The organism is uncultured Friedmanniella sp., assembly GCF_964244285.1.
Taxonomy (GTDB): domain Bacteria; phylum Actinomycetota; class Actinomycetes; order Propionibacteriales; family Propionibacteriaceae; genus Microlunatus.
This window is the reverse complement of record NZ_CAXTHT010000003.1, coordinates 306,399-327,946: the sequence shown is the minus strand read 5'-3', so window position 1 is coordinate 327,946 and position 21,548 is coordinate 306,399. Positions and strand designations below refer to the sequence as shown.

19 protein-coding genes are annotated in these 21,548 nt (G+C 72.5%); 14 read left to right on the top strand and 5 right to left on the bottom strand.

Going from position 1 to position 21,548, the window contains the following annotated elements; genetic code table 11:
- Positions 1-10: 10 nt before the first annotated feature.
- Positions 11-2,728, bottom strand: a complete 2,718-nt coding sequence (locus ACFE7W_RS09575; protein ID WP_375424534.1) for an MMPL family transporter — start codon at positions 2,726-2,728, stop codon at positions 11-13.
- Positions 2,729-2,917: 189 nt separating this feature from the next.
- Here ACFE7W_RS09575 and ACFE7W_RS09570 point away from each other — a divergent pair, with 189 nt between their 5' ends.
- The 7 genes from ACFE7W_RS09570 to ACFE7W_RS09540 all read left to right on the top strand — a co-directional run bounded on the left by ACFE7W_RS09570 (position 2,918) and on the right by ACFE7W_RS09540 (position 10,111).
- Complete coding sequence (locus ACFE7W_RS09570; protein ID WP_375424863.1) at positions 2,918-3,502, top strand: TetR/AcrR family transcriptional regulator; 585 nt, start codon at positions 2,918-2,920, stop codon at positions 3,500-3,502.
- A 122-nt stretch (positions 3,503-3,624) separates the two neighbouring features.
- Positions 3,625-4,152, top strand: coding sequence for a SigE family RNA polymerase sigma factor (locus ACFE7W_RS09565; protein ID WP_375424533.1), 528 nt, complete (start codon positions 3,625-3,627; stop codon positions 4,150-4,152).
- Positions 4,142-5,206, top strand: a complete 1,065-nt coding sequence (locus ACFE7W_RS09560; RefSeq protein WP_375424532.1) for a hypothetical protein — start codon at positions 4,142-4,144, stop codon at positions 5,204-5,206. Before ACFE7W_RS09565 ends, ACFE7W_RS09560 begins: the two co-directional genes overlap by 11 nt.
- Positions 5,207-5,302: 96 nt before the next feature.
- Complete coding sequence (locus ACFE7W_RS09555; RefSeq protein ID WP_375424531.1) at positions 5,303-5,998, top strand: response regulator transcription factor; 696 nt, start codon at positions 5,303-5,305, stop codon at positions 5,996-5,998.
- 49 nt (positions 5,999-6,047) lie between these two features.
- Positions 6,048-7,490, top strand: coding sequence for an ATP-binding protein (locus tag ACFE7W_RS09550; RefSeq protein ID WP_375424530.1), 1,443 nt, complete (start codon positions 6,048-6,050; stop codon positions 7,488-7,490).
- A gap of 316 nt (positions 7,491-7,806) precedes the next feature.
- A complete protein-coding gene (locus ACFE7W_RS09545) occupies positions 7,807-8,721 on the top strand; it encodes a ferritin-like domain-containing protein (protein ID WP_375424529.1) in 915 nt (304 codons plus the stop codon).
- A 166-nt stretch (positions 8,722-8,887) separates the two neighbouring features.
- Positions 8,888-10,111, top strand: coding sequence for an Nramp family divalent metal transporter (locus ACFE7W_RS09540; RefSeq protein ID WP_375424528.1), 1,224 nt, complete (start codon positions 8,888-8,890; stop codon positions 10,109-10,111).
- A gap of 9 nt (positions 10,112-10,120) precedes the next feature.
- On the opposite strand, the gene ACFE7W_RS09535 is transcribed toward ACFE7W_RS09540, so the two are convergent.
- Genes ACFE7W_RS09535 through ACFE7W_RS09525 form a run of 3 tightly spaced genes read right to left on the bottom strand, consistent with a single transcriptional unit; the run spans position 10,121 to position 12,422 of the window.
- Entirely contained in the window at positions 10,121-11,083 is a 963-nt protein-coding gene (locus ACFE7W_RS09535; protein WP_375424527.1) for a DNA-3-methyladenine glycosylase family protein, read from the bottom strand.
- On the bottom strand, positions 11,080-11,556 hold the full coding sequence (locus ACFE7W_RS09530; protein ID WP_375424526.1) for a GNAT family N-acetyltransferase: 477 nt from the start codon (positions 11,554-11,556) through the stop codon (positions 11,080-11,082). Before ACFE7W_RS09530 ends, ACFE7W_RS09535 begins: the two co-directional genes overlap by 4 nt.
- Positions 11,553-12,422 carry a DUF3152 domain-containing protein gene (locus tag ACFE7W_RS09525; protein ID WP_375424525.1) on the bottom strand — a complete coding sequence of 290 codons (870 nt, stop codon included), beginning with the start codon at positions 12,420-12,422 and terminating at the stop codon, positions 11,553-11,555. The genes ACFE7W_RS09530 and ACFE7W_RS09525 overlap by 4 nt, the downstream gene beginning before the upstream one ends.
- Positions 12,423-12,448: 26 nt before the next feature.
- On the opposite strand from ACFE7W_RS09525, the gene ACFE7W_RS09520 reads away from it, so the two are divergent.
- The 3 genes from ACFE7W_RS09520 to ACFE7W_RS09510 all read left to right on the top strand — a co-directional run bounded on the left by ACFE7W_RS09520 (position 12,449) and on the right by ACFE7W_RS09510 (position 16,038).
- Positions 12,449-13,915, top strand: a complete 1,467-nt coding sequence (locus ACFE7W_RS09520) for a YibE/F family protein (protein WP_375424524.1) — start codon at positions 12,449-12,451, stop codon at positions 13,913-13,915.
- Positions 13,912-14,958 carry a zinc-dependent alcohol dehydrogenase family protein gene (locus ACFE7W_RS09515; RefSeq protein ID WP_375424523.1) on the top strand — a complete coding sequence of 349 codons (1,047 nt, stop codon included), beginning with the start codon at positions 13,912-13,914 and terminating at the stop codon, positions 14,956-14,958. Before ACFE7W_RS09520 ends, ACFE7W_RS09515 begins: the two co-directional genes overlap by 4 nt.
- A 105-nt stretch (positions 14,959-15,063) precedes the next feature.
- Positions 15,064-16,038: a type IV toxin-antitoxin system AbiEi family antitoxin domain-containing protein gene (locus ACFE7W_RS09510; protein ID WP_375424522.1), complete on the top strand. Its 975-nt coding sequence runs from the start codon at positions 15,064-15,066 to the stop codon at positions 16,036-16,038.
- Between the two features lie 37 nt (positions 16,039-16,075).
- On the opposite strand, the gene lysS is transcribed toward ACFE7W_RS09510, so the two are convergent.
- Positions 16,076-17,554, bottom strand: coding sequence for a lysine--tRNA ligase (gene lysS / locus ACFE7W_RS09505; RefSeq protein ID WP_375424862.1), 1,479 nt, complete (start codon positions 17,552-17,554; stop codon positions 16,076-16,078).
- A 110-nt stretch (positions 17,555-17,664) separates the two neighbouring features.
- Between lysS and ACFE7W_RS09500 the strand changes: the two genes are divergently transcribed.
- The 4 genes from ACFE7W_RS09500 to ACFE7W_RS09485 all read left to right on the top strand — a co-directional run bounded on the left by ACFE7W_RS09500 (position 17,665) and on the right by ACFE7W_RS09485 (position 21,510).
- On the top strand, positions 17,665-18,066 hold the full coding sequence (locus tag ACFE7W_RS09500) for a hypothetical protein (protein WP_375424521.1): 402 nt from the start codon (positions 17,665-17,667) through the stop codon (positions 18,064-18,066).
- Between the two features lie 63 nt (positions 18,067-18,129).
- Positions 18,130-19,737, top strand: coding sequence for a circularly permuted type 2 ATP-grasp protein (locus ACFE7W_RS09495; RefSeq protein ID WP_375424520.1), 1,608 nt, complete (start codon positions 18,130-18,132; stop codon positions 19,735-19,737).
- Positions 19,731-20,657, top strand: a complete 927-nt coding sequence (locus tag ACFE7W_RS09490; RefSeq protein ID WP_375424519.1) for an alpha-E domain-containing protein — start codon at positions 19,731-19,733, stop codon at positions 20,655-20,657. The genes ACFE7W_RS09495 and ACFE7W_RS09490 overlap by 7 nt, the downstream gene beginning before the upstream one ends.
- A 1-nt stretch (position 20,658) precedes the next feature.
- Complete coding sequence (locus ACFE7W_RS09485; protein ID WP_375424518.1) at positions 20,659-21,510, top strand: transglutaminase N-terminal domain-containing protein; 852 nt, start codon at positions 20,659-20,661, stop codon at positions 21,508-21,510.
- Positions 21,511-21,548 lie beyond the last annotated feature (38 nt).

Genomic DNA, 21,548 nt, shown 5'->3' with positions numbered 1-21,548 from the left:
AGCAGCAGGATCAGGCGGAGGTGACCGGCACGGCGTCAGCCGTCCGGCCGCGGGTCAGGGTCGAGGAGCAGGCGGGCAGCAGGTCGGCCACGGCGTCCCGGTCGCGGACGGCGAGGACGACGGCGGTGGCGCTGGTGCCGACCGCGAGGTCGTCCAGCAGGCTGGCCAGGGCCGCCCGGTCGTCGTGCCCGGTGACCAGGTCGGCGTGGTCGACCAGCACCAGCGCCGGTCGGGAGCGGAGCGCCGCGGCCAGCTCGCGCCGCAGCTCGGGGGTCTGGGCGCAGTCGAGGTAGCCGACCAGCCGGCGTACCTCTGACGCCTGCTCCGGCAGCACCCGGCCGGCGACCTTCACCTGGCCGCTCTGCAGCCGCATTCGGCCACCGAGGGTGAGCAGCAGGGCGGTCTTGCCGCTGCGCGGCGGCCCGTCGACCACGACCACCTCACCCGGCAGCACCGCCAGCGCGGTCGGCTCCGCCCCGACCTGGAGCCCGGCGTAGACCACGTGGGGGTCGTCGGGGTGGGGCCACCCGGCCAGCGAGGTCCGGTGGGCCAGCCCCTCCCCCTCCACGTCGAACGAGGGCAGCCGGCGGTCGAGCCAGCGCGGCAGCCACCAGGCCGAGCGGCCGAGCAGCGCGAGCACGGCAGGCACCAGGGTCATCCGGACCACGAACGCGTCCACGAACACGCCGACGGCGAGGCCGAACCCGATGGTCTTGATCGGCCCCTCACCCTCGGGGACGAACGCGGCGAAGACGCCGAGCATGATCAGCGCGGCGGCGACCACCACTCGCGACGAGGCGACGAACCCGTCCTCGATCGCGCCGTGCGGATCGCCGTGGTGGACGAAGTCCTCGCGGATCCGCGAGACCAGGAACACCTCGTAGTCCATGGCCAGGCCGAAGAGGATGCCCATCAACAGGATGGGCAGGAAGCTGATCACCGGTGCGGTCTGCGCGACGTTGAACAGCGACCCGAACCACCCCCACTCGAAGACCGCCGCAGTGGCGCCGAACGCCGCCCCGACGCTGAGCAGGTAGCCGATGGTCGCCTTGAGGGGCACCGCCACCGAGCGGAACACCATCGCCAGCAGCACCAGCGACAGCCCGACGACGAGGATGCCGAAGGGCACCAGCGCCGCACCGAGGCGGTCGGAGATGTCGATGGCCACGGCCGTGAAGCCCGTGACCGAGGTCGGCACGCCGTACTCGTCGGCGAAATGCGGTTCCAGCGCGCGGATCGCGCGGACCAGGTCCTTGGTCTCCGGGGCGTCGGGCGCGGTGGTCGGGATGACCTGGATGATGCCGGTGTCGGCGTCCTCGTTCGGGGTGGCCAGGGGCACGCTCGCCACGCCGGGTACGCGCCGCAGCTCGGCGGCCATGTCGTCCATCACCCCGAGCGGGTCGTTGGAGCCGACGATGTTGGCCGAGACGATCAGCGGCCCGTTGTAGCCGGGGCCGAAGTGGTCGGCGACCAGGTCGTAAGTCACCCGGGCCGGGGTGCCGGGGTCGGCGGTGCCGTTGGTGGGCAGCGCGATCTGCAGGTCCTGCGCCGGCCAGGTCATCACGCCGAGCCCGGCGACCACGATCAGCACGGTGACCACCGGCACCTTGGTGACCAGGCGGACCCAGCGTCGCGCCAGGCCCAGCCGGGGCTTGCGGCCCGCGACCTGCGCCACAGCCGCCGCCGGGACGGTTCGGACACGTCGGGGCTTCGGCCGCAGCCGCTCGCCGGCGAACCCGAGCAGCGCCGGCAGCAGGGTGAGCGCGATCAGCACCGCGATGGCCACGCCGACGGCCGCCGCGACGCCCATGGTGGTCAGGAACGGGATCCGGGCGACGGCCAGGCCGCAGAGGGCGATCATCACGGTCATTCCCGCGAAGACCACCGCCGAGCCGGACGTCGCGACGGCGCGGGCGACCGACTCCTCGGGCGCCATCCCGTCGCGGAGCTGGTCGCGGTGCCTCGAGGTGATGAACAGGGCGTAGTCGATGCCGACCGCCAGCCCGAGCATCAGGGCGAGCAGCGGGGTGGTCGAGGAGACGGTGGTGATCCCCGTGGCGCCGAAGATCAGCACCATGGTGAGGGCGACGCCGAGCAGTGCGGTGATCAGCGGCAGGCCGGCGGCCCGCAGCGACCCGAGGGTGAAGAACAGCACGACCAGGGCGATCACCACGCCCAGGCCCTCGACCAGGCTGACCCCCGTCGACGTGCCGTTGTACGCGTCGCCGCCGACGGAGGCCTGGGAGCCGGGGATGGAGGCCTGCAGGGCCAACGTCTCGGCGTCGAGGGCGGCGTAGGTGTCCGGGGTGATCGCTACCGAGGCGACCGAGAAGCGGACGGAGATGATCGCCGCGCGCTTGTCGGGGGAGATCACGCCCTTCGCGTACTTGTCGAACGGCGAGGTCGCGTCGTCGACCTGGGCGATCCGGTCGAACCGCTTGACGCTGGCGGTGATCGCGTCCCGCGCCGCCGCACCGCGGACGCTCTCCCCGGTCGGGGTCACCACCACCACCTGGGCGGTGGTCCCGCCGGCCTGGGGAAACGTCCGGTCGAGAGAGTCCAGCGCGGTCTGCGACTCGGTGCCGGGCACGCTGAACTTCTCGTCGAACGAGCCGCTGACGGCCAGCGCCAGGCCGCCGAGCACGACGAGCGCACTGAGCCAGGCCAGCAGCACCGCCAGCCGCCGCCGGTACGCCGTGCGGCCCAGGCCGTAGAGGAACGAGGACACGGAACTCCTCAGCTGTCACCCGGGGACGATCCCCGCCGGATACAGTACTGTATCGCGATACACGGACGTATCCCAGCACAGGAGAGCAGCGTGACCCCCAACGAGACCCCGGTGCTCGACCAACGCGAGAGCTCAGGGCGGGAGCCGGCGCGGTTGAGTGCACGGCGGGCCCAGACGCGGGAACGGCTGATGTCCGCGGCCACCACCGTCTTCGCCGAGCGGGGCGTCAACGGCGCGAGCGTGGAGGAGATCTGCGAGTCCGCCGGCTTCACCCGCGGCGCCTTCTACTCCAACTTCGCCGACAAGGACGCGCTCGTCCTGGCCCTGATCGAGGCCGGGATGGCCGCCCAGTACGCCGCCGCCGAAGGTGCGCTGGACGCCCTGGCCTCCTCGGCCCCGGGAGCGCCGCCCGAAGAGCTGGTCTCGATCGCGCTCAGCCGCTTCGACGCCCTCGGCCCGCAACGCGACGGTGACCGGCTCAGCCGGGAGGCCGTGCTGGTGCACCAGGAGCTGATGCTGCACGCCGCCCGGGTGCCGGCCCTCCGCGCCCCGTACGCCGCGTTCGTCCAGGCCTGCACCGAACAGCTGCGGGGGCCGATCACCGACGCCCTCGACGCCGCGGGGCTGGAGTTCACCGTTCCGTTCGACGAGGCGATCGACCTGCTGACCGCCGCCCATGACAGCGGCCGGATCTCCTCGCTCTTCGTCGACGCGGCCACCGCACCGACGCTGCGGCGGATGGTGCTGGCGATCACCCGACCGACGGCTCCGTGATGCGGCTGCATCAACTCGGCCGACCGCTGTACGTGCTCCCGCGACCCGTTGGCTTGACCGGGGACTCAACAGATCGCCGCTGAGGAGCGTTCACTTCCTGTGAAGGACACAGGACGGGACAGATGACGGTCGACCGAGAAGCCTTCGAGCAGGAGCTCGGAGCCCTGCTGCCCGGGCTGCTGCGGTTCGCCACGGTGCTCTGCGGCGGGCCCGACCCGGCCGAGGAGGTGCTCCAGGACGTCGTGGTCAAGGCCCACGCCCGGTGGGGCCGGATCCGCGACCTCGACCACCCGCAGGCCTACCTGCGGCGGATGATCGTCAACGAGCACCTCTCCTGGCGCCGCAAGTGGTCCCGGCTGGTGCCCCAGGCCGAGCTGCGCGAGCCTCCGGTCAGCGGGCCGGACTTCGCCGACACCCACGCCGACCGGGCCGAGCTCGTCGCCGAGCTGGCTCGACTGCCCCGCCGCCAGCAGACGGTGCTCGTGCTGCGCTACTTCGAAGGACTCACCGATCCCGAGATCGCCGAGGTCCTCGGCTGCGGAGCCAGCACCGTCCGCAGCCACGCCAGCTCGGGCTTGGCCCGGCTCCGCGTCCAGATGGCGCCGCCCGCCCGCATCCCGAACGAGACCGAGGACTCCCGTGCGTACTGAAGCCCTGCTGCGCGAGGCGATGACCGACCTCGCCGCCACCGCCCGGACGCCCGAGGCCGCTCTGCCCCGGCTCCTGGCCAGCCTGCCGACGCCCGCGTCGACGGCCCGGCGCCACCGACGGCGCGTCCTGGTCGTGGCGCTGGCCGCGGTCCTGCTGGTCGTGGCCGTCGCCGGGCCCGGCCTCTTCCGGCGCCAGACTGCCGTACCTGTCGGCCGGGTGCCGGGCAACTGGAACCTGATCCACCGGGTGGACCTGCCGGCCGGCTGGGAGGTGCAGCAGCGTGCCGTGTCGGCCGGCTCCGAGTCGTCGAGCTACCGCTCCTCGACAACCGCCGCGACGGCGGACGCGCAGTGCACCGTGGAGGTGCTGGCTGCCGGTCGGAGGGCCACGATCTTCACGAGCCGCCTCGTCGCACTCGACGTCAACGGCCACGTCGGGACCTTCGGGAACGCGCGTGACGAGCAGAGCGGACGGGTGGAGTGGGCCTACGCGGACAACAGCTTCGCCTCGGTCAGCTGTGGCCCGGCCGACCAGGAGGCGAAGCCCTGGAGCGCCACCACGACGCAGCGGGTCGAGCTCGACTTCGCGCGGCGGGTGGTCTTCGAGCCGACTCCCCTCCGGCTGCCGTTCCAGCTGGACGCCCTGCCGGCCGGCTACGCGATCCACGACGTGGTGGACGCCGACGACGTCGGGCATCCGGGTCAGGGCATCTCCCTCTACCCGACGGACAAGTCCGCGAACCTGCCCCCGATGTACATCAGCGTGAACCCCGGCACCACCGAGGTGAAGCCCGGCATCCCCGGCCAGGAGACGACCACCCTCGACGGGAGGCCGGCGGTGCTGAGCGCCACCGAGGGCAGCCTCTGCATGGACGACCGCGGGTACGCCGCCTGCATCGTGACCGACCGCGGTGAGCCCGCCGATCTGAACGTGTCCCTGTGGCCGGCCGGCCGTCGCGAGCTGCTGCTGGAGGTCGCCTCGCACCTGAGGGTGACCAAGCACCTCGACGACCCGAGCCGCTGGCCCGACGCCAACGTGGCGCTGCCCCGCTGACCACGAAGTAGCCAGCCCCGGTCGAGGAGCCCGAACGACCACGACTGGCTACTTCGTGTGCGGGTCCGACGCGCCCTCGCCGTTACGCTGGGCGCCATGCACATCCTCGTCGTCGACGACGACCAAGCCGTCCGGGACTCCCTCAAGCGGTCGTTGGAGTACAGCGGGTACGAGGTGAGCACCGCCGAGGACGGTGTGCAGGCGCTGGCCCGGCTGGCGGCGGTCCGTCCGGACGCGGTGATCATGGACGTGATGATGCCCCGGCTCGACGGCCTGGAGACCACCCGGATGCTCCGCTCCGCGGGCAACGACGTGCCGATCCTCGTGCTGACGGCGCGGGACGCGGTCGGAGACCGGGTGGACGGCCTTGACGCGGGCAGTGACGACTACATGGTCAAGCCGTTCGCGCTGGACGAGCTGCTGGCCCGGTTGCGGGCTCTGGTCAGGCGTGCCGGGACCGTGGCCGAGTCGACGGACCCCTCGACCTCCAGCCTGTCCTTCGCCGACCTCGTGCTGAACACCCAGACCCGGGAGGTGCTGCGCGGCACCCGTTCAATCAGCCTGACCCGGACCGAGTTCGCGCTGCTCGAGGCTTTCCTGCACCACCCGCGCCGGGTGCTCGAACGGAGCTGGCTGCTGAACGAGGTATGGGGGTTCGACTTCCCCACCACCGCGAACTCGCTCGAGGTCTACATCGGCTACCTGCGGCGCAAGACCGAGGTCGGCGACGAGCCGCGGCTGATCCACACCGTGCGTGGCGTCGGCTACGTGCTGCGCGAGACCCCGCCGTGACCCTTCGACAGGCTCAGGGAGCAGGAGCGGGCTCAGGGAGCGGTGAGCGGTGGAGCGGCTGAGGGCCTGGCTCCGCGGCTTCCCGCTGCAGCGCCGGGTCTTCCTGCTCACCACGGTGGCCGTCGCCCTCGCGGTCGCGGCCACTGGTGTCGCCGCCTACATCACGCTCCGGGTCTCGCTCTACCGGGCGTTGGACGACGAGCTGATCGGCGTCGCCAGCACCCTCGCGGTACCCGTGGCCACCGACATCCGCAACCTCGGCGGCCTGACCGAACGGGCGCTGCGGGCCGGTGACGTGAGCGTGGCCGCCATCCGCTCCGACGGCACGATCTTCTACGTCCCCGACGAGCGCGACCACCTGGTGATCGGGTCCCGCGAGCTGGCGATCGCCAAGCTGCAGCGGGGCGCCTCCGCTCGCAACGGCGCCTCGGTCGAGGGCGAGCAGTACCGGATCGTCTCGGTCCCGATGACCCAGCTGGGCAACTACGCCCTGGTGCTGGGCCGGCCGCTCGCTCCCACCAACGACACCCTCGGCTCGGTCGGGCTGATCCTGGTGATCTTCGGCGGCTCGGGGATCCTGCTGGCGGCCTTCGCCGGCGCCACCATCGCCCGGTCCAGCCTGCGGCCCGTGCGGGCCCTCTCAGCGGCCGTCGAGCACGTCACCGAGACCGACGACCTGGAGCCGATCGTGATCAGTGCCAGCGGCGACCTGGCCCTGCTCGCGGACGCGTTCAACCGGATGCTGACCTCACTGCGCACCTCGCGCGATCGGTCCCGCCAGCTGATCGCCGACGCCGGGCACGAGCTCCGGACACCGCTGACGAGCATGCGGACCAACCTCGAGCTGCTGTCCGTGGACGCGTCCACCGGGATGCTCAAGCAGGCGGACCGGGTCGAGATCCTGGCCGACGTGAACGCCCAGCTGGCCGAGTTCGGCTCCCTCGTCGGCGACCTCGTGCAGCTGGCGCGCGAGGACGCGGTAGCCCCCTCACCCGAGCCGATCGACTTCCGGACCGTGATCACGTCGGCGCTGCAGCGGGTCCGCCGACGAGGACCGGGCATCACCTTCGACGTCGAGCTGAACCCGTTCTGGCTGGTCGGGGAGGCCGAGACCCTGGAACGCGCCGTCACCAACCTGCTCGACAACGCCGTCAAGTGGAGCCCGCCGGGGGGCACCGTCCGGGTGCAGCTCGAGGGCGGCCGGCTGCGGGTGGCCGACCAGGGACCGGGCATCGCCGACGCCGACCTGCCGCACGTGTTCGACCGCTTCTTCCGGGCCGAGACCGCCCGCAACACCCCCGGGACAGGTCTGGGACTGTCGATCGTGGCCCAGGCGGTGACCCGGCACGGCGGGTGGGTGCGGGCCAGCCGGTCCGCCCAGGGCGGCGCCGAGTTCACCATCCAGCTCCCGGGCGCCACCACGCCGGAGGGGCTGGCTCAGCTGTACGGGCCTGAGCCGGCCCGCCACCTCGAGCCGTCGCTGCCGACCTGAGCGGCCGTTCCCCAAGCGACCCTGTGGTCGTTCTCAAGGTTTCTCAAGGTACGGCCCATCCGGCCCCCGCTCCCGCTCCGAACGAGTCGTGGAGTGCGAGGAATCGGGGGGCCGTGGTACCCGCGTCAGCCCTTTCCCGCGGCTCTCCGCGCGATCAGCGGTTCATGCCAGGACGACGACGTTTGGTGGCCGTCCTGACGTGCTCTCCTGCCCTCCTTGTGTGCTCCGCACACCGAGGGCGCTGCTGGTGGCGGGTCCCCGGAGCATCACCCTCATGACGAGGAGCAGCATGTTCGGAAAGAAAGTTGTGGTTGACATGATCAACCGCAGTGCAGAGAACGAGGCGGACCGTCGGGTCTTCCTCCGCAACGCCGGTCTGGCCGGCCTCGGGGTCGTCGGCGCGACGGCCCTCAGCGGAGTGGTCAGCCAGAAGGCCACCGCCGCACCCCGCGCCGGGGGACCCAGCGACAGCGCGATCCTGAACTTCGCGCTCAACCTGGAGTACCTCGAGGCGGAGTTCTACCTGCACGCCTACTACGGCTGGGGCATCCCGACCAGCCTCACCGAGGGCAAGGGCACCCGCGGCAAGGTGACCGGCGGTCGCAAGGTCCACTTCAAGAGCAAGGCGATCTCGCAGTACGCCCGTGAGATCGCCGAGGACGAGCTCAACCACGTCACGTTCCTGCGTACGGCGCTGAGCTCGGCTGCGGTCTCTCGTCCGAGGATCGACCTCCGGGACAGCTTCACCGCTGCCGCCCGGGCCGCCGGTCTGATCAGCGCCAGCCAGACGTTCGACCCGTTCGCCAACGAGAACAACTTCCTGCTCGCCGCCTTCCTCTTCGAGGACGTCGGCGTCACCGCGTACAAGGGGGCGGCGCCGCTGATCGACAACCCCGACTACCTGGAGGCCGCGGCGGGGATCTTGGCGGTGGAGGCGTACCACGCCGGCATCGTCCGCACCTCGCTGTACGCCAAGGGGCTGCAGGCTCAGGTGCAGAAGCTCTCGAACGCGCGCGACAGCCTGGACGGGCCGTCGAACGACGACCAGGGCATCGGCAACAAGAGGCGGGGCAACCTCGTCCCGACGGACCGCAACAGCATCGCGTACAGCCGTACGCCGGGCGCCGTCTTGAACATCGTGTACCTCAACCCCAAGTCGGTGACCAAGGGCGGGTTCTACCCGAACGGTGTCAACGGCGAGGTGAACACCAGCGCTGGCCCGACCAGCTGATCTCCACCCCGTAGGACCGCACCACCGTAGGACCGGTCCGGCCGGGAGGCTGCAGCCTCCCGGCCGGTTCCCTATCCACCCGAACCGTCACCGGCCGGTGACAAGATGACCCGGGGACCAGAGACGAGAGGCGACCGATGAGCGCGACGAGGCGGGAGGCACGGCCATGGCTCTGCTGACCGCGCCCAGCCGGCCGGCCCTGCTCCAGCGGACGCGGCTGCTCGGACCGGCCTTCGTCGCCGCCGTCGCCTACGTCGACCCGGGCAACGTCGCCACCAACACCGCCGCCGGGGCCTCCTACCGCTACCTGCTGCTGTGGGTGCTCGTAGGGGCCACGCTGATGGCCGGGCTGATCCAGTACCTGTCGGCCAAGGTCGGCTGGCTCACGGGCGAGTCGCTGCCGTCCCTGGTCGGGCAGCGGACGTCGCGCCGCGTCCGGCTGGCCTACTGGGGTCAGGCCGAGCTGGTGGCGGTGGCCACCGACATCGCCGAGATCGTCGGCGGCGCGCTGGCCCTGCAGCTGCTCTTCGGACTGCCGCTGATGCTGGGGGCCGTCATCACCGCCGTCGTCTCCACCGCTCTGCTCTACGTCCAGCGCCACGGTCAGGTCAGCTTCGAGCGGGTGATCGTCGGGCTGCTCGCCATCGTCACGGTCGGCTTCCTCGCCGGCCTCGTCGTCGCCCCGCCGGACCCCGGCGCGGCGGCGGCCGGACTGGTGCCCCGGCTCGCCGGCACCGAAAGCGCGCTGCTCGCCGTGGGCATGCTCGGCGCCACCGTGATGCCGCACGCGGTCTACCTGCACTCCGCTCTGGTCCGGGACCGGCACGGCCGCGCCACCCCCGGCAACGCCCGGTCGGTGCTGGGCTCGGTCAAGGCCGACGTGGTGCTGGCCATGCTGGTCGCCGGCAGCGTCAACATCGGCATGCTGCTGCTCTCGGGCAGTGCGCTCTTCGGCCTCTCGCTGGACGGGCTCCCAGCCGTGCACGCCGCACTCGGGGCGCAGCTGGGGCCCGCCGTCGCGATCTGCTTCGCCCTCGCGCTGCTGGCCTCGGGACTGGCCTCCACGTCCGTGGGCGGCTACGCCGGGGCGGTGATCATGGACGGCCTGCTGCACCGCCGGATCCCGCTGCTGTGGCGACGGCTCGCCACCACCGTGCCCGCGCTGGCGCTGCTCGGCGCCGGTCTCGACCCGACCCGGCTGTTGATCCTCTCCCAGGTGGTGCTGAGCTTCGGCATCCCTTTCGCCCTGGTGCCGCTGGTCCGGATCGCCTCCGACCGTCGGTTGATGGCCCTGGTCCCGACCCGGCCGGCCACGCTGGCACTCACCTGGGCGGTCGCCGCCGTCATCGTGGCCCTGAACGTCGTGCTGGTCGTCCTGCTCGCCCGCTGAGCCGACTGGTCAGGAGTGGCCGCGGGTGGCGTACGGGGTGTGGGTGGGCAGCGTCATCCGGGGGCCGTGGCGGGGACGGCGGGCGGCGTCGCCCATCATCGCGAGCAGGGTCTGCACCCGGAACCGGTGGCCGCGGTAGGGCTCGAGCAGCTCGGTACACGCGTCGTCGTCGAGCACCTCCCCGGTGAGGGCGTAGCTGATGTTCTTACCCACGTGGTAGTCCCCGACGCTCCAGGCGTCCGGGTCACCGTGCGCGCGCTGCCGCACCTCCGCGGAGGTCCACGCACCCACCCCGGGCAGGCTGCGCAGGGCGCGGTCGGCGTCCTCGTGGGAACCGGCCAGGGTCCGCTCGAGGGCGGTGGCACGCTTGGCCGTACTGACCAGCGTCCGGCTGCGCCGCTGCTCGACGCCGGCGGCGAGGAAGGTCCAGCTGGGTACCCGCGCCCAGGCCTCGGGGGTCGGCGGGAGCCGCATCCCGTACGCCGCCGAGGACGGGTCGTCGGTCGGGCCCGGGGCCGGCTCGCCGAACTCGGTGACCAGCAGCCGCCAGGCCCGGAACGCCTCGACGCCGGTCACCACCTGCTCGATGCACGCCGGGGCCAGCGCCTCATAGACCGCCTCGGTCCGTCCCACCCGGTAGTGGCCGTGGCGCCTGGTCGCCTCGACGAGCAGCGTGTGCTCGGGCCGCGGAGCGAAGTCGGCGATGTCGTCGACCTCGCCGAGCAGCCGCGGCAGCTGGTCCAGCGCCCACGCCGCCCCCTCGCCCCAGGCCCGGGCCGAGACGTCGGCACCCACGGCGACGACCTTGGTCAGCGCCGGGCCCGCCGGGGTCCGGGTGGCCCGCAGGTAGATGTCGCCGATCCGGCGGTGGGTCGGGTCGCCGGCGCCGCGGCGGTGCAGGGCGAAGACGGTGCGCAGCATCGCCGGCCGGTCCAGCCGGAGCTGCCGGGTCAGGCCGGCGGGAGCGCTCATCCCGGCCGGCCGATCGTGAACATCCCGTCCGGACGCTCGCCGAAGCCCGCACGCTGCAGCACCCGTCGGGAGGCGAGGTTGTCCGCGTCGGCGCCCGCGAGCACGGTGTCGGCACCGAGGTGCCAGGCCAGCTCGAGCAGCTGCCCGCAGGCGGCGGTGGCGATCCCGCGTCCGCGGACCGCCGGCACGACGCCGTAGCCGATCTCCACCTCCACCGGACCATCGGCGGCGGGCGGACCGTGGAAGCCGGCGTCGCCGACCACCTGGCCGGCGTCGCGCACCTGGAAGACCCACCAGGGCGGCGCGCCGGTCAACGGACCGTCGACCTCGTACGCAGCCAGCACCATCGCCAAGGCGTCCACAGTGTCAGGCGTCGGATACTCCTCGTGCCAGTCGTTCGCCCGGACGGGCCGCCCTGCGAGCAGCGCCCGGGCCGCGTCCCAGGGCCAGGGCCGCAGGACGACCGTACTCACCCCCCGGTCCTCGTCGGCCAGGAGTTCGGCCGGCAGCCCCGCAGACCCTTCGTCTGCTGCATCATCACCGGCGCGAGCTCACCGCGTCCGGGGCAGCCGACGTGGCCGTGGCCCAGCGCGTGCCCGAACTCGTGGTTGACCAGGTAGCGCCGGTAGCCGGTCGTATCGTCGCCGAACGCCGCGGCCCCGTTCACCCAGCGCTCCGCGTTGAGGACCACCCGCGACCCGTTCTGGCAGGAGACCTTGCCCCGGGTCAGCAGCGGCGCGCAGAGCTGGTCGGTCGTGCCCGGGGTGGCCAGGAAGGCGTGCACGTCGGCGGTCTGGCCGGCGGGCACGAGGGTGAAGCGTCCGGTGCCCAGGCCGCGCCAGCTCCGGTCGTCGTCCAGCACCCGGGCGATCAGCAGCGCCGCCTGGTCGGCGTCGACGGCCAGCCCGTACTCCACGGAGACGTCGAAGCGGATCAGCCGGCCCCGCGTGGCCGAGGTGGGGTGGCTCCGGTGCGCGGCAGTGAAGTGGCCCGAGCCGTGAGCAGGCACCTTCGCCGCGGTGCCGTCCGCCCGCAGCCCGGTGGCGCGCTGCGCGTCCGTCCGCTTCGCCTCGGGTCTGGGTGCGGCGCCCAGGCCCGGCTGGGCCACGGTCGAGGGTGAGGCCGCGGGGGCGCCCGGACGGGCCGAGACCGTGCCGGCAGCCGGGGTCACCGCAGCGCCGCCCGCGTCCGGGGCCGACCGCACCCCCAGAACGACCAGCGCGACGACCACGACACCGACGACGCCCAGCACCGTCGGCGGAACCCGGCGGTGGGCTCCTCGGCTAGATTGTGAGCCGTTCGAGCCGGGATCGGGGACGGCCGGCGGCGAAGAACTCATGACCAGCAAACTCTAGGCGGAAGATCGTGGCCCACTCCCATTCCCGACCGGCGCGCCCCCACGGCGCGTCGGCCCTCGCGGTGGTGGACGCCGACGAGCTGCGCCGGCACCGCCGGGCCCTGCGGATGCTGGTCGTGGTGCTGATCCCGTTGGCCATCTGGACGGTGGTCGGGCTGGTCAGCCTGTGGCCGGGCGACATCTCCCAGGTGGTCAACCCCGACGTCGCCGGCTACAGCGTGGCAGGCGTCAGCTATCCGAGCGCGAAAATCACCGCGATCTCGGAGATCTCCTGCGACGGCCTGTCCGGCTCGACCCCCGGCGTCACCGACACCCGCTGCGCGAACATCACCGCCACCCTGACCGAGGGCGACGACAAGGGCCTGTCGGTGACCGTGCCGCTGACCGACGCGCTGTTCAACTCGGGCACGAAGGTGGGCCAGGAGGTGAAGCTGATCCGGGTGCCGCCGGCCGACGGCCAGCCCGCCCAGTACCAGTTCTCCGACTTCGCTCGCGGCACCCCGTTGCTGCTGCTCGCGCTGGTCTTCGCGGCGGTGGTGGTCGCGGTCGCGCGCTGGCGCGGTTTCGCGTCCCTGCTGGGGCTGGGCTTCGCCGGCGTCATCCTGGTCAAGTTCATGTTCCCGGCCCTGGTGGCCGGCTCGAACCCGATCCTGGTCGGCTTGTTCGGTTCGTCGGCGATCATGTTCGTCGTCCTCTACGCCGCCCACGGCTTCAGCGCCCGGACCACCACGGCCCTGGTGGGCACGCTCTTCGGCCTGGTCCTGATCGCCCTGCTGGGCTGGGGCGCCACGCGGTGGGCCCACCTGACCGGCGTCGCCGCCGAGGACGACTACGTGCTGTCCGCGGCCGCGCCCAACCTGCACCTCACGTCGGTGGTGATGTGCGGCATCATCGTCGCCGGGCTCGGCGTGCTGAACGACGTCACGATCACCCAGGCGTCGGCGGTCTGGGAGCTGGCCGACAGCGGCGACCGGTCGGGGCCGCGCGCCGGCCGCCGGCTCTTCACCCGCGCGATGCGGATCGGCCGCGACCACATCGCCTCTACCGTCTACACCATCGCCTTCGCCACCGCCGGCGCCTCGCTCTCGGTGCTGCTGCTGATCGCGGTCTACGACCGGCCGCTGCTGCAGGTGCTGCAGACCGAGCAGTTCGCCGGTGAGATCGTGCGGACGCTGGTCGGCTCGATTGGCCTGGTGCTGGCCGTCCCCCTGACCACCGCGATCGGCGTCGCCGTCGTCCGGGCCAGCAACACCGGGGGCCGACCGCGACCCGAGCCCCGACCCGAGCCAGAGGGTGAGCCCGGGCCCGAGGGCGAGCCGGACGCGTCGGGGGACCAGCCTTTGGAAGCGGCCGCTCCCGCCGCCGAGACGGCGGAGAGCCGGCGCCGCTGGCGTCGCCCGAAGACCGAGGACGACTTCGGCTTCTCCGACCTGCGGGAACCCGACGAGAAGGGAACAGGACCTCGGCCGCGATGAGGGCTCTGGTCTACGACGCCGTCGGTGCAGCGCCGGAGGTCCGGCAGGTGCCGGAACCGGCGTGTCCGGCCGACGGGGTGCTGGTGGCCGTGGCGGCCACCGGGGTCTGCCGTTCGGACTGGCACGCCTGGCGCGGCCACGACCCGGTCGTGCTGCCCCACGTCGGCGGGCACGAGCTGGCCGGGACGGTGGCGGCCGTGGGGCCTGAGGTACGCGGCTTCGCCGTCGGGGACCGGGTGACCACCCCGTTCGTGAACGGCTGCGGCCGGTGTGCCGTCTGCGCCGCCGGCAACCCGCAGGTCTGCCCCGACCAGACCCAGCCGGGCTTCACCGGACCCGGATCCTTCGCCGACCTGGTGGCCCTGCACGCGGCTGAGGTGAACCTGGTCCGGCTGCCCGACGCTCTTGGCGACGTCCCGGCGGCGGCGCTCGGCTGCCGGTTCGCCACCGCCTACCGCGCGCTGACCGCGCACGCCCGGCTGGGACCCGGACAGTGGCTGGCCGTGCACGGCTGCGGTGGCGTCGGGCTGTCGGCGGTGGCCATCGGGGCCGCCCTGGGTGCCCGGGTCGTCGCCGTCGACCTGTCCCCGGCAGCGCTCGGTCTGGCCCGTGAGCTGGGCGCGGAGGCGACCGTCCAGGGACGCGACCCCGTGGCCGAGGTGCACCAGGTCACGGGCGGCGGCGCCCACGCCTCGGTGGACGCGTACGGCTCACCCGGCACGGCGGCCGCGTCCGTCCGCAGCCTGCGTCGCCGTGGCCGCCACCTCCAGGTCGGCCTGCTGCTCGACCCCGCCGGGACGTCGCTGCCGATGGACGCCGTGGTCAGCCGCGAGCTGGAGCTCTACGGCTCGCACGGGATGGCCGCCGCCGACTACCCGCCGATGCTCGCGTTGGTCGCCTCCGGGGCGGTCCGGCTGGACCGGCTGGTCGGCCGGGTCATCTCCCTCGACGAGGTTCCCGCCGCCCTCGCCGCGATGGACGCCCCGTCCGCGGCTACGGCGGGCATGACGGTTGTCGACCTCGCCCTCGCGTCTTCTGGGTGAGTGGCTACCGCGTAGTCGCGGCACTCACTCACCCAAGAGCCGAGTTGTCCACAGGTGAGCCAGAAATACCGGCTCGGTAGGGCGCGACGGGCTCAGAGTTGACCGGTGCACCCTCGCCAGAACCCCAGCCCCTCGCTGATCGAGCTCAGCCGGCTGCAGGCCGGAGTCGTCAACGCCGAACAGCTGGCCGGCCTCGGCCTGGGACGGCACCCGCTAGCCCGGCTGCTCGCCTCGGACCAGTGGCAGCGGCTCGACCGCGGCCTGTATCGCGTGGGCGAGGGTGAGCCCGACTGGCTGGGCTGGGCCTGGGGCGGGGTCCTGCTCGGCGGGCCGGACGCTCGCCTCGCCGGCACCGCGGCCGCGCACCTCCACCGGTTCGGACCCGAACCGCGCGAGATCGAGGTCCTGGTCCCGCACAGCCGGGTGCTGCGAAGTCGCGCCCCCTGGGTCTTCCGCCGCGAGCGCTCCGGGGTCAGGGAAGGCCGCTCACCTGGTTCACCGCCTCGCACGACCGTCGAGGACACCGTGCTCGACCTGGTCAGCTGCTCGACGACCGATGAGGCTCTCGGCTGGGTGACCGCGGCGCTGCAGAACCGCCGAACCACCGTGCCCCGGCTGCGCCGCGCCCTGCTGGGCCGGAGCAAGATGCGTCACCGGCAGCTGCTCGAGGAGGTGCTGACCGACGTCTCGCAGGGTGCCGAGACGCCCCTGGAGATCGCCTATCTCCGCGACGTCGAGCGGGCGCACGGCCTGCCGCGGGGGGTCCGCCAGCAGAGGTCGACCTCCGCACACCACGTGCGCGACGTGGTCTACGAGGAGTACGCCACGGTGGTCGAGCTGGACGGCCGGCTCGGTCACGAGGGCATGGGTCGCTTCCGCGACATGGCGCGCGACAACGCTGCGGCCGTCAACGGTGAGCAGACGCTGCGCTACGGCTGGTTCGACGTGAACGGTCGCGCCTGTCTCACCGCCCACCAGCTCGGCATGGTCTTGAACCACCGGGGCTGGCGGGGCGTGGCCGAACGCTGTCGTCACTGCCGGTCACTGCCGCCTCAGGTTCTGGGTGAGTGGATGCCGTGACTACGCGGCATTCGTTCACCCAGACCGTGGCGGAGGCTCAGTCGGCCGGCTTCAGCAGCGGGAACAGGATGGTCTCGCGGATGCCGACGTCGGTGAATAGCATCACCAGCCGGTCGATCCCGAGGCCCACGCCGCCCATCGGCGGCGCCCCGAACTCCAGCGCGGCCAGGAACTCCTCGTCCAGCTGCATCGCCTCCGCGTCGCCGTCGGCGGCGGCCAGCGACTGCTCGGTCAGCCGCTCTCGCTGGATCACCGGGTCGACGAGCTCGGAGAAGCCGGTGCCGCGCTCCATCCCGCCGATGATCAGGTCCCAGGCCTCGATCAGGTGCGGGTCGCTACGGTGCGGCCGCGCCAGCGGCTGAGCGCGCGGGGGGTAGTCGCAGACGAACGTGGGCTGCAGCAGCGTGGGCTCGACCAGCTCACCGAACAGCTCGATCACCAGCTTCTCCGCGTCCCAGCCGGGTTCGACCGCCACACCGTGCCGCTCGGCGACCGTCCGCAGCTCGGCGGCCGACGTCGCCGGCGTCACCTCCGTGCCGAGCACGGCGGACAGCCCGGGGTAGACGCCCAGCCACGGCCACTCCCCGTCCAGGTCGACCATCCCCGCCGCGGTCTCGACCTGACGGGAGCCCAGCAGGTCGGCGACGTCGACGATGATCTGCTGGGTGAGGGCGGCGACCGTGCGCTGGTCGCCCCAGGCCTCGTAGAACTCGAGCATGGTGAACTCGGCCGAGTGGGTGGAGTCGATGCCCTCGTTGCGGAAGATCCGACCCAGCTCGTAGACCTGGTCCACCCCGCCCACCACCGCGCGCTTGAGGAACAGCTCCAGCGCGATCCGCAGCGTCATGTCGGTGTCGAACGCGTTCAGGTGCGTCGAGAAGGGTCGGGCCTGCGCGCCGCCGTGCACCAGCTGCAGCACCGGCGTCTCGATCTCGAGGTACCCCGCACGGTGCAGCGTCTCGCGGATGCTGCGGGTGACCGCCGCGCGGGTGCGCACCATCTGCCGCGCGGCCTCCCGGACGGTGAGGTCGGCGTAGCGCTGCCGGACCCGGGTCTCGTCGGAGAGCTCCCGGTTGAGGTCGTGCAGACCCGACGGCATCGGCCGCAGCGCCTTGGCCGCCATCCCCCACTCACCGGCCAGCACGGACAGCTCACCCCGTCGGGAGGAGATCACCCGGCCCCGGACCCAGACGAAGTCGCCGAGGTCGACGTCGGCCTTCCACGCGGCCAGCGCGTCCTCCCCCACCTCGGTCAGCGAGAGCATCATCTGCAGCCGGGTGCCGTTGTCCGTCGGGGACAAACCCTCCTGCAGCGTGGCGAAGCAGAGCTTGCCGGTGTTGCGCACGAAGACCACCCGGCCGGTGACGGCCACGACGTCCTCGGTCTCCTCACCCGTCGCCAGGTGCCCCCACTGCTGCCGCACCTCGCGCAGCTCGTGGCTGCGAGGCACGCCGACCGGGTACGGTTCGCGGCCCTCGGCCAGCAGGCGCGCCCGCTTCCCCTTGCGGACGCGGATCTGCTCGGGATCGTCGGACTCGGGGCTGTCGGGCACCGCGACAGCCTATCCAGCGCCCCGGCCGGCCGATCAGCGCCGGATCGGCCCCTCGGGCTGGCACCATGCTGCCCGTGACCGCCTTTCCCCAGCAGCCCTCCCCCCAGACCGGCCTGGTGCTGGACCTCCGCAAGCCGTTCGGCGGGATCGGTTTGATCAATCCCGTAGTCGCCATCGACGGCTACCCCGCGCAAGCCGTCTGGGGCCCGAACTTCTACCCCGCGCCGGTCGGGCGCCGCCACGTCCGGGTCAGCACCCGCTACCTGTGGGAGTACGGCGCCGCCGAGACCGACGTGGACGTCTACCCCGGCCAGACCGCCGTGGTGCACTACACCCCGCCCTGGCTCACCTTCGTGTCGGGCCGGATCGGCCCCACCCCGCAGCCGCGACGGGGTGCCGTCCTCGTGGGGGTGATGCTCGTCGTCGTGGTGCTGCTCGTGGTGCTGTCGATCGTGGGCGCCTCGATGGGCTCCTGACCCGAGGCGGGCAGCCGACCGCGGTCACACGGGGGTAACGCGGGCCTGAGTAGGGTGCCGACTATGGCGGACGTCCTCTCGAGCTACTCCCCCGGCGCGGCCTTCGACGAGATGATGGACACCGAGGGCAACGTCCGACCCTCGTACAAGGCCATCCACACCACGCTCGACCGCTCCACCCCCGCCGAGCTCAAGCAGATCGCGGAGTCGCTGGCCCGCAACTACGTCCAGGCCGGCGTCACCTTCGACATCGGCGGCGTCGAGCGGCCCTTCCCGCTGGACCTGGTGCCCCGGGTGATCGCCTCGCCCGAGTGGGAGACGATCGAGGCCGGCGTCGCCCAGCGCGTCCGCGCCCTCGAGGCCTTTCTGGCCGACGTCTACTCCGACGCCCGGGTGATCGCCGACGGGGTCATCCCCAGCCAGCTGGTCACCTCCTCCAACCACTACCACCGCGCCGTCTGGGGCATCCAGCCCGGCAACGGCGTCCGGATCCACGTCTCCGGCGTCGATCTGATCCGCACCCCGCAAGGCGACGTCCGGGTGCTGGAGGACAACGTCCGGGTGCCCAGCGGCGTCTCGTACGTGATGACCAACCGCAGCGCCATGATCACCGCCCTGCCCGACGCCTTCTCCAACCAACGGATCCGCCCGGTCGCCGGCTACCCGCAGCGGCTGCTGGCGGCCCTGCGCAAGGCGGGCTCGGCCACCACCGACAACCCGACCGTGGTGGTGCTGACCCCCGGGGTCTACAACTCGGCGTACTTCGAGCACACCCTGCTGGCCCGGACGATGGGCGTCGAGCTGGTCGAGGGCCGCGACCTGGAGTGCCGCCGGGGCAAGGTCTTCATGCGGACCACGGCCGGCCTGCAGCGCGTCGACGTCATCTACCGCCGGATCGACGACGACTTCATCGACCCGGTCCACTTCCGCAGCGACTCGATGCTCGGCGTCCCCGGCCTGGTCAACGCCGTCCGGACCGGGGGCGTGGTGCTGGCCAACGCGATCGGCAACGGTGTGGCGGACGACAAGCTGATCTACACCTACGTGCCCGACCTGATCCGCTACTACCTCGCCGAGGCGCCGATCATCGCCAACGTGGACACCTGGCGGCTCGAGGACGACACGGCGAGGCAGGAGGTCCTCGACCGGCTGGACGAGCTGGTGGTCAAGCCCGTCGACGGGTCGGGGGGCAAGGGCATCGTCATCGGACCGCAGGCGACGAAGGAGGAGCTCGACGCCCTGCGCGCCCGGGTGACGGCGGACCCGCGGGGCTGGATCGCGCAGCCGGTGGTCCAGCTGTCCACGGTCCCGACGCTGATCGACGACGAGCTGAAGCCCCGGCACGTGGACCTGCGTCCGTTCGCGGTCAACAGCGGCGACGAGGTCTGGGTGCTGCCGGGGGGGCTGACCCGGGTCGCGCTGCCCGAGGGCGAGCTGGTGGTCAACTCCAGCCAGGGTGGCGGCAGCAAGGACACGTGGGTGCTGAGCCCGCCGGCGCACCGGGCACCGGTCGACGACGAGCCCGAGGCCGAGGAGGAACGCGTCGCACCCCGACCGCCCTCACCACCACCCCTGGGCCGCCGGCCGAGCGTGCTGATCAGCCCGTCCGCCATCCGCCAGGGTGCCCAGCGCGCCCAGGAGGAGCAGCAGCAACAGGAGCAGTCGTGCTGAGCCGGATCGCGGAGTCGATGTTCTGGATCGGCCGCTACGTGGAGCGGGCCGAGGACACCTCTCGGCTGCTGCAGACCCACCTGCGGTTACTGGTGGAGGACACCTCGTCCGAGGTCGAGTCCTGCGCCAACCTGCTCGCGCTGATGAGCGTCAGCCACGTCGAGCACCCCACGCACGAGGACCTGTTGCGGGTGCTCGGCTACGACGCCAAGGAGCCGACCTCGATCTTCGCCTGCTGGGCCGCGGCCCGGGACAACGCCCGGCGGGCCCGCGAGGTGATCCCGCTGGCGCTGTGGGAGGGCATCAACACCACCTGGCACCAGCTGCCGTCCGGTCGCTTCCGGACGGCCCGGGCCCACACCTTCCTCGACTGGGCCCAGGAACGGAGCGCGCTGTTCAACGGCATCGCCCGCGGCACGATGGTCCGCGACGACGGCTGGGAGTTCATGATGCTCGGCCGCTCGCTGGAGCAGGTCGACATGACCTCCCGGCTGGTCGCGTCGGCCTCGCTCACCACCGGCAGCACGAACTGGCCCTCGGTGCTGCGCGGCTGCGGCGGTCACGACGCCTTCCTGCGCACCTACCGCGGACTGCACACCGACCAGGAGGCGGCGCAGTTCCTGATCCTGGACGCCCGCTTCCCACGCTCGGTGATGCACGGGCTGGCCGCCGCCTCGGACTGCCTGCGCCGGCTCACCACCGCCAGCGGCCAGACCGCCCGGCAGTCGGAGTTCCCGGCCCGGGCCCTCGGCCAGCTGCGGGCCCGCCTGGAGTACGCCGACATCGGCGAGCTGCTGGAGAACCTGAACGCGGAGATGACCTGGGTCCAGGACGTCGCCGCCCAGGTGACGGCGGCGGTCGCCAACAACTACTTCGCCGCCGAGGACCCGACGGCGTGGATCACCGAGGGGACGCGCTGACGTGCGACTGAGCATCGACCACTCGACCGGTTTCCGCTACGCCACCCCGGTGCTGTCCTCCTACAACGAAGCCCGGATGACCCCGGCGGCGACCGAGCACCAGACCATCTGGAGCAGCCGGGTCAGCATCGAGCCGGCGGCCTGGAGCTTCACCTACAACGACTACTGGGGCACCCGGGTCACCACCTTCGAGCTGCACGAGCCCCACGAGCGGCTGACCGTGCACGCCCAGGCCGTGGTGGACACCCGTGGCGACGAGCTGTCCTGGGACACCGACCGCCGGGTGGCGCCGAGCGACCTCGGCTGGGCGGCGCTGCACGACCGCGGGGTGATCGACAAGATGGCCGAGTACCTCACCGTCAACCGCCGGACCTCACCCTCGGACGAGCTGCGCGCGCTGGCCGCCGAGGTGGCGTCCCAGCCGCCGCGGCTGGCCGGGCTGGACGTCTGCGCGCTGGTCGGCCGGCACCTGACCTACGAGCGGGGCTCGACGGAGGTCACCAGCGCGGCCGCCGACGTCTGGGACCTCGGCCGGGGCGTGTGCCAGGACTTCAGCCACGTCGCTCTGGGTGCGCTGCGCTCGATCGGGCTGCCGGCCCGCTACGTCTCGGGCTACCTGCACCCGGGCCCGCGCGAGCCCAACACGACCGTGACCGGGGAGAGCCACTCCTGGATCGAGTGGTGGTGCGGCACCTGGGTGGCGTACGACCCGACGCTGGGCCGGCGGCTGACCGACTCCTACGTCCGGGTGGGCCACGGCCGTGACTACGGTGACGTCGCGCCACTGCGGGGGACCTACTCCGGTGGCGCGTCCTCGATGTTCGTCACGGTCTCGCTGACCGAGCTCGGCTGACCCCCTGCCGCGCGCCCTCCGCCGCACTATCGTGTCGC

Excerpts from the sequence above, each read along its gene's own strand:
- ACFE7W_RS09495 (WP_375424520.1), top strand. The coding sequence starts at position 18,130 with ATGGCGGACGTCCTCTCGAGCTACTCCCCCGGCGCGGCCTTCGACGAG.
- ACFE7W_RS09545 (WP_375424529.1), top strand. The coding sequence starts at position 7,807 with ATGATCAACCGCAGTGCAGAGAACGAGGCGGACCGTCGGGTCTTCCTC.
- ACFE7W_RS09535 (WP_375424527.1), bottom strand. The coding sequence starts at position 11,083 with ATGAGCGCTCCCGCCGGCCTGACCCGGCAGCTCCGGCTGGACCGGCCG.
- ACFE7W_RS09525 (WP_375424525.1), bottom strand. The coding sequence starts at position 12,422 with ATGAGTTCTTCGCCGCCGGCCGTCCCCGATCCCGGCTCGAACGGCTCA.
- ACFE7W_RS09540 (WP_375424528.1), top strand. The coding sequence starts at position 8,888 with ATGGCTCTGCTGACCGCGCCCAGCCGGCCGGCCCTGCTCCAGCGGACG.
- ACFE7W_RS09565 (WP_375424533.1), top strand. The coding sequence starts at position 3,625 with ATGACGGTCGACCGAGAAGCCTTCGAGCAGGAGCTCGGAGCCCTGCTG.
- ACFE7W_RS09515 (WP_375424523.1), top strand. The coding sequence starts at position 13,912 with ATGAGGGCTCTGGTCTACGACGCCGTCGGTGCAGCGCCGGAGGTCCGG.
- ACFE7W_RS09570 (WP_375424863.1), top strand. The coding sequence starts at position 2,918 with ATGTCCGCGGCCACCACCGTCTTCGCCGAGCGGGGCGTCAACGGCGCG.
- ACFE7W_RS09555 (WP_375424531.1), top strand. The coding sequence starts at position 5,303 with ATGCACATCCTCGTCGTCGACGACGACCAAGCCGTCCGGGACTCCCTC.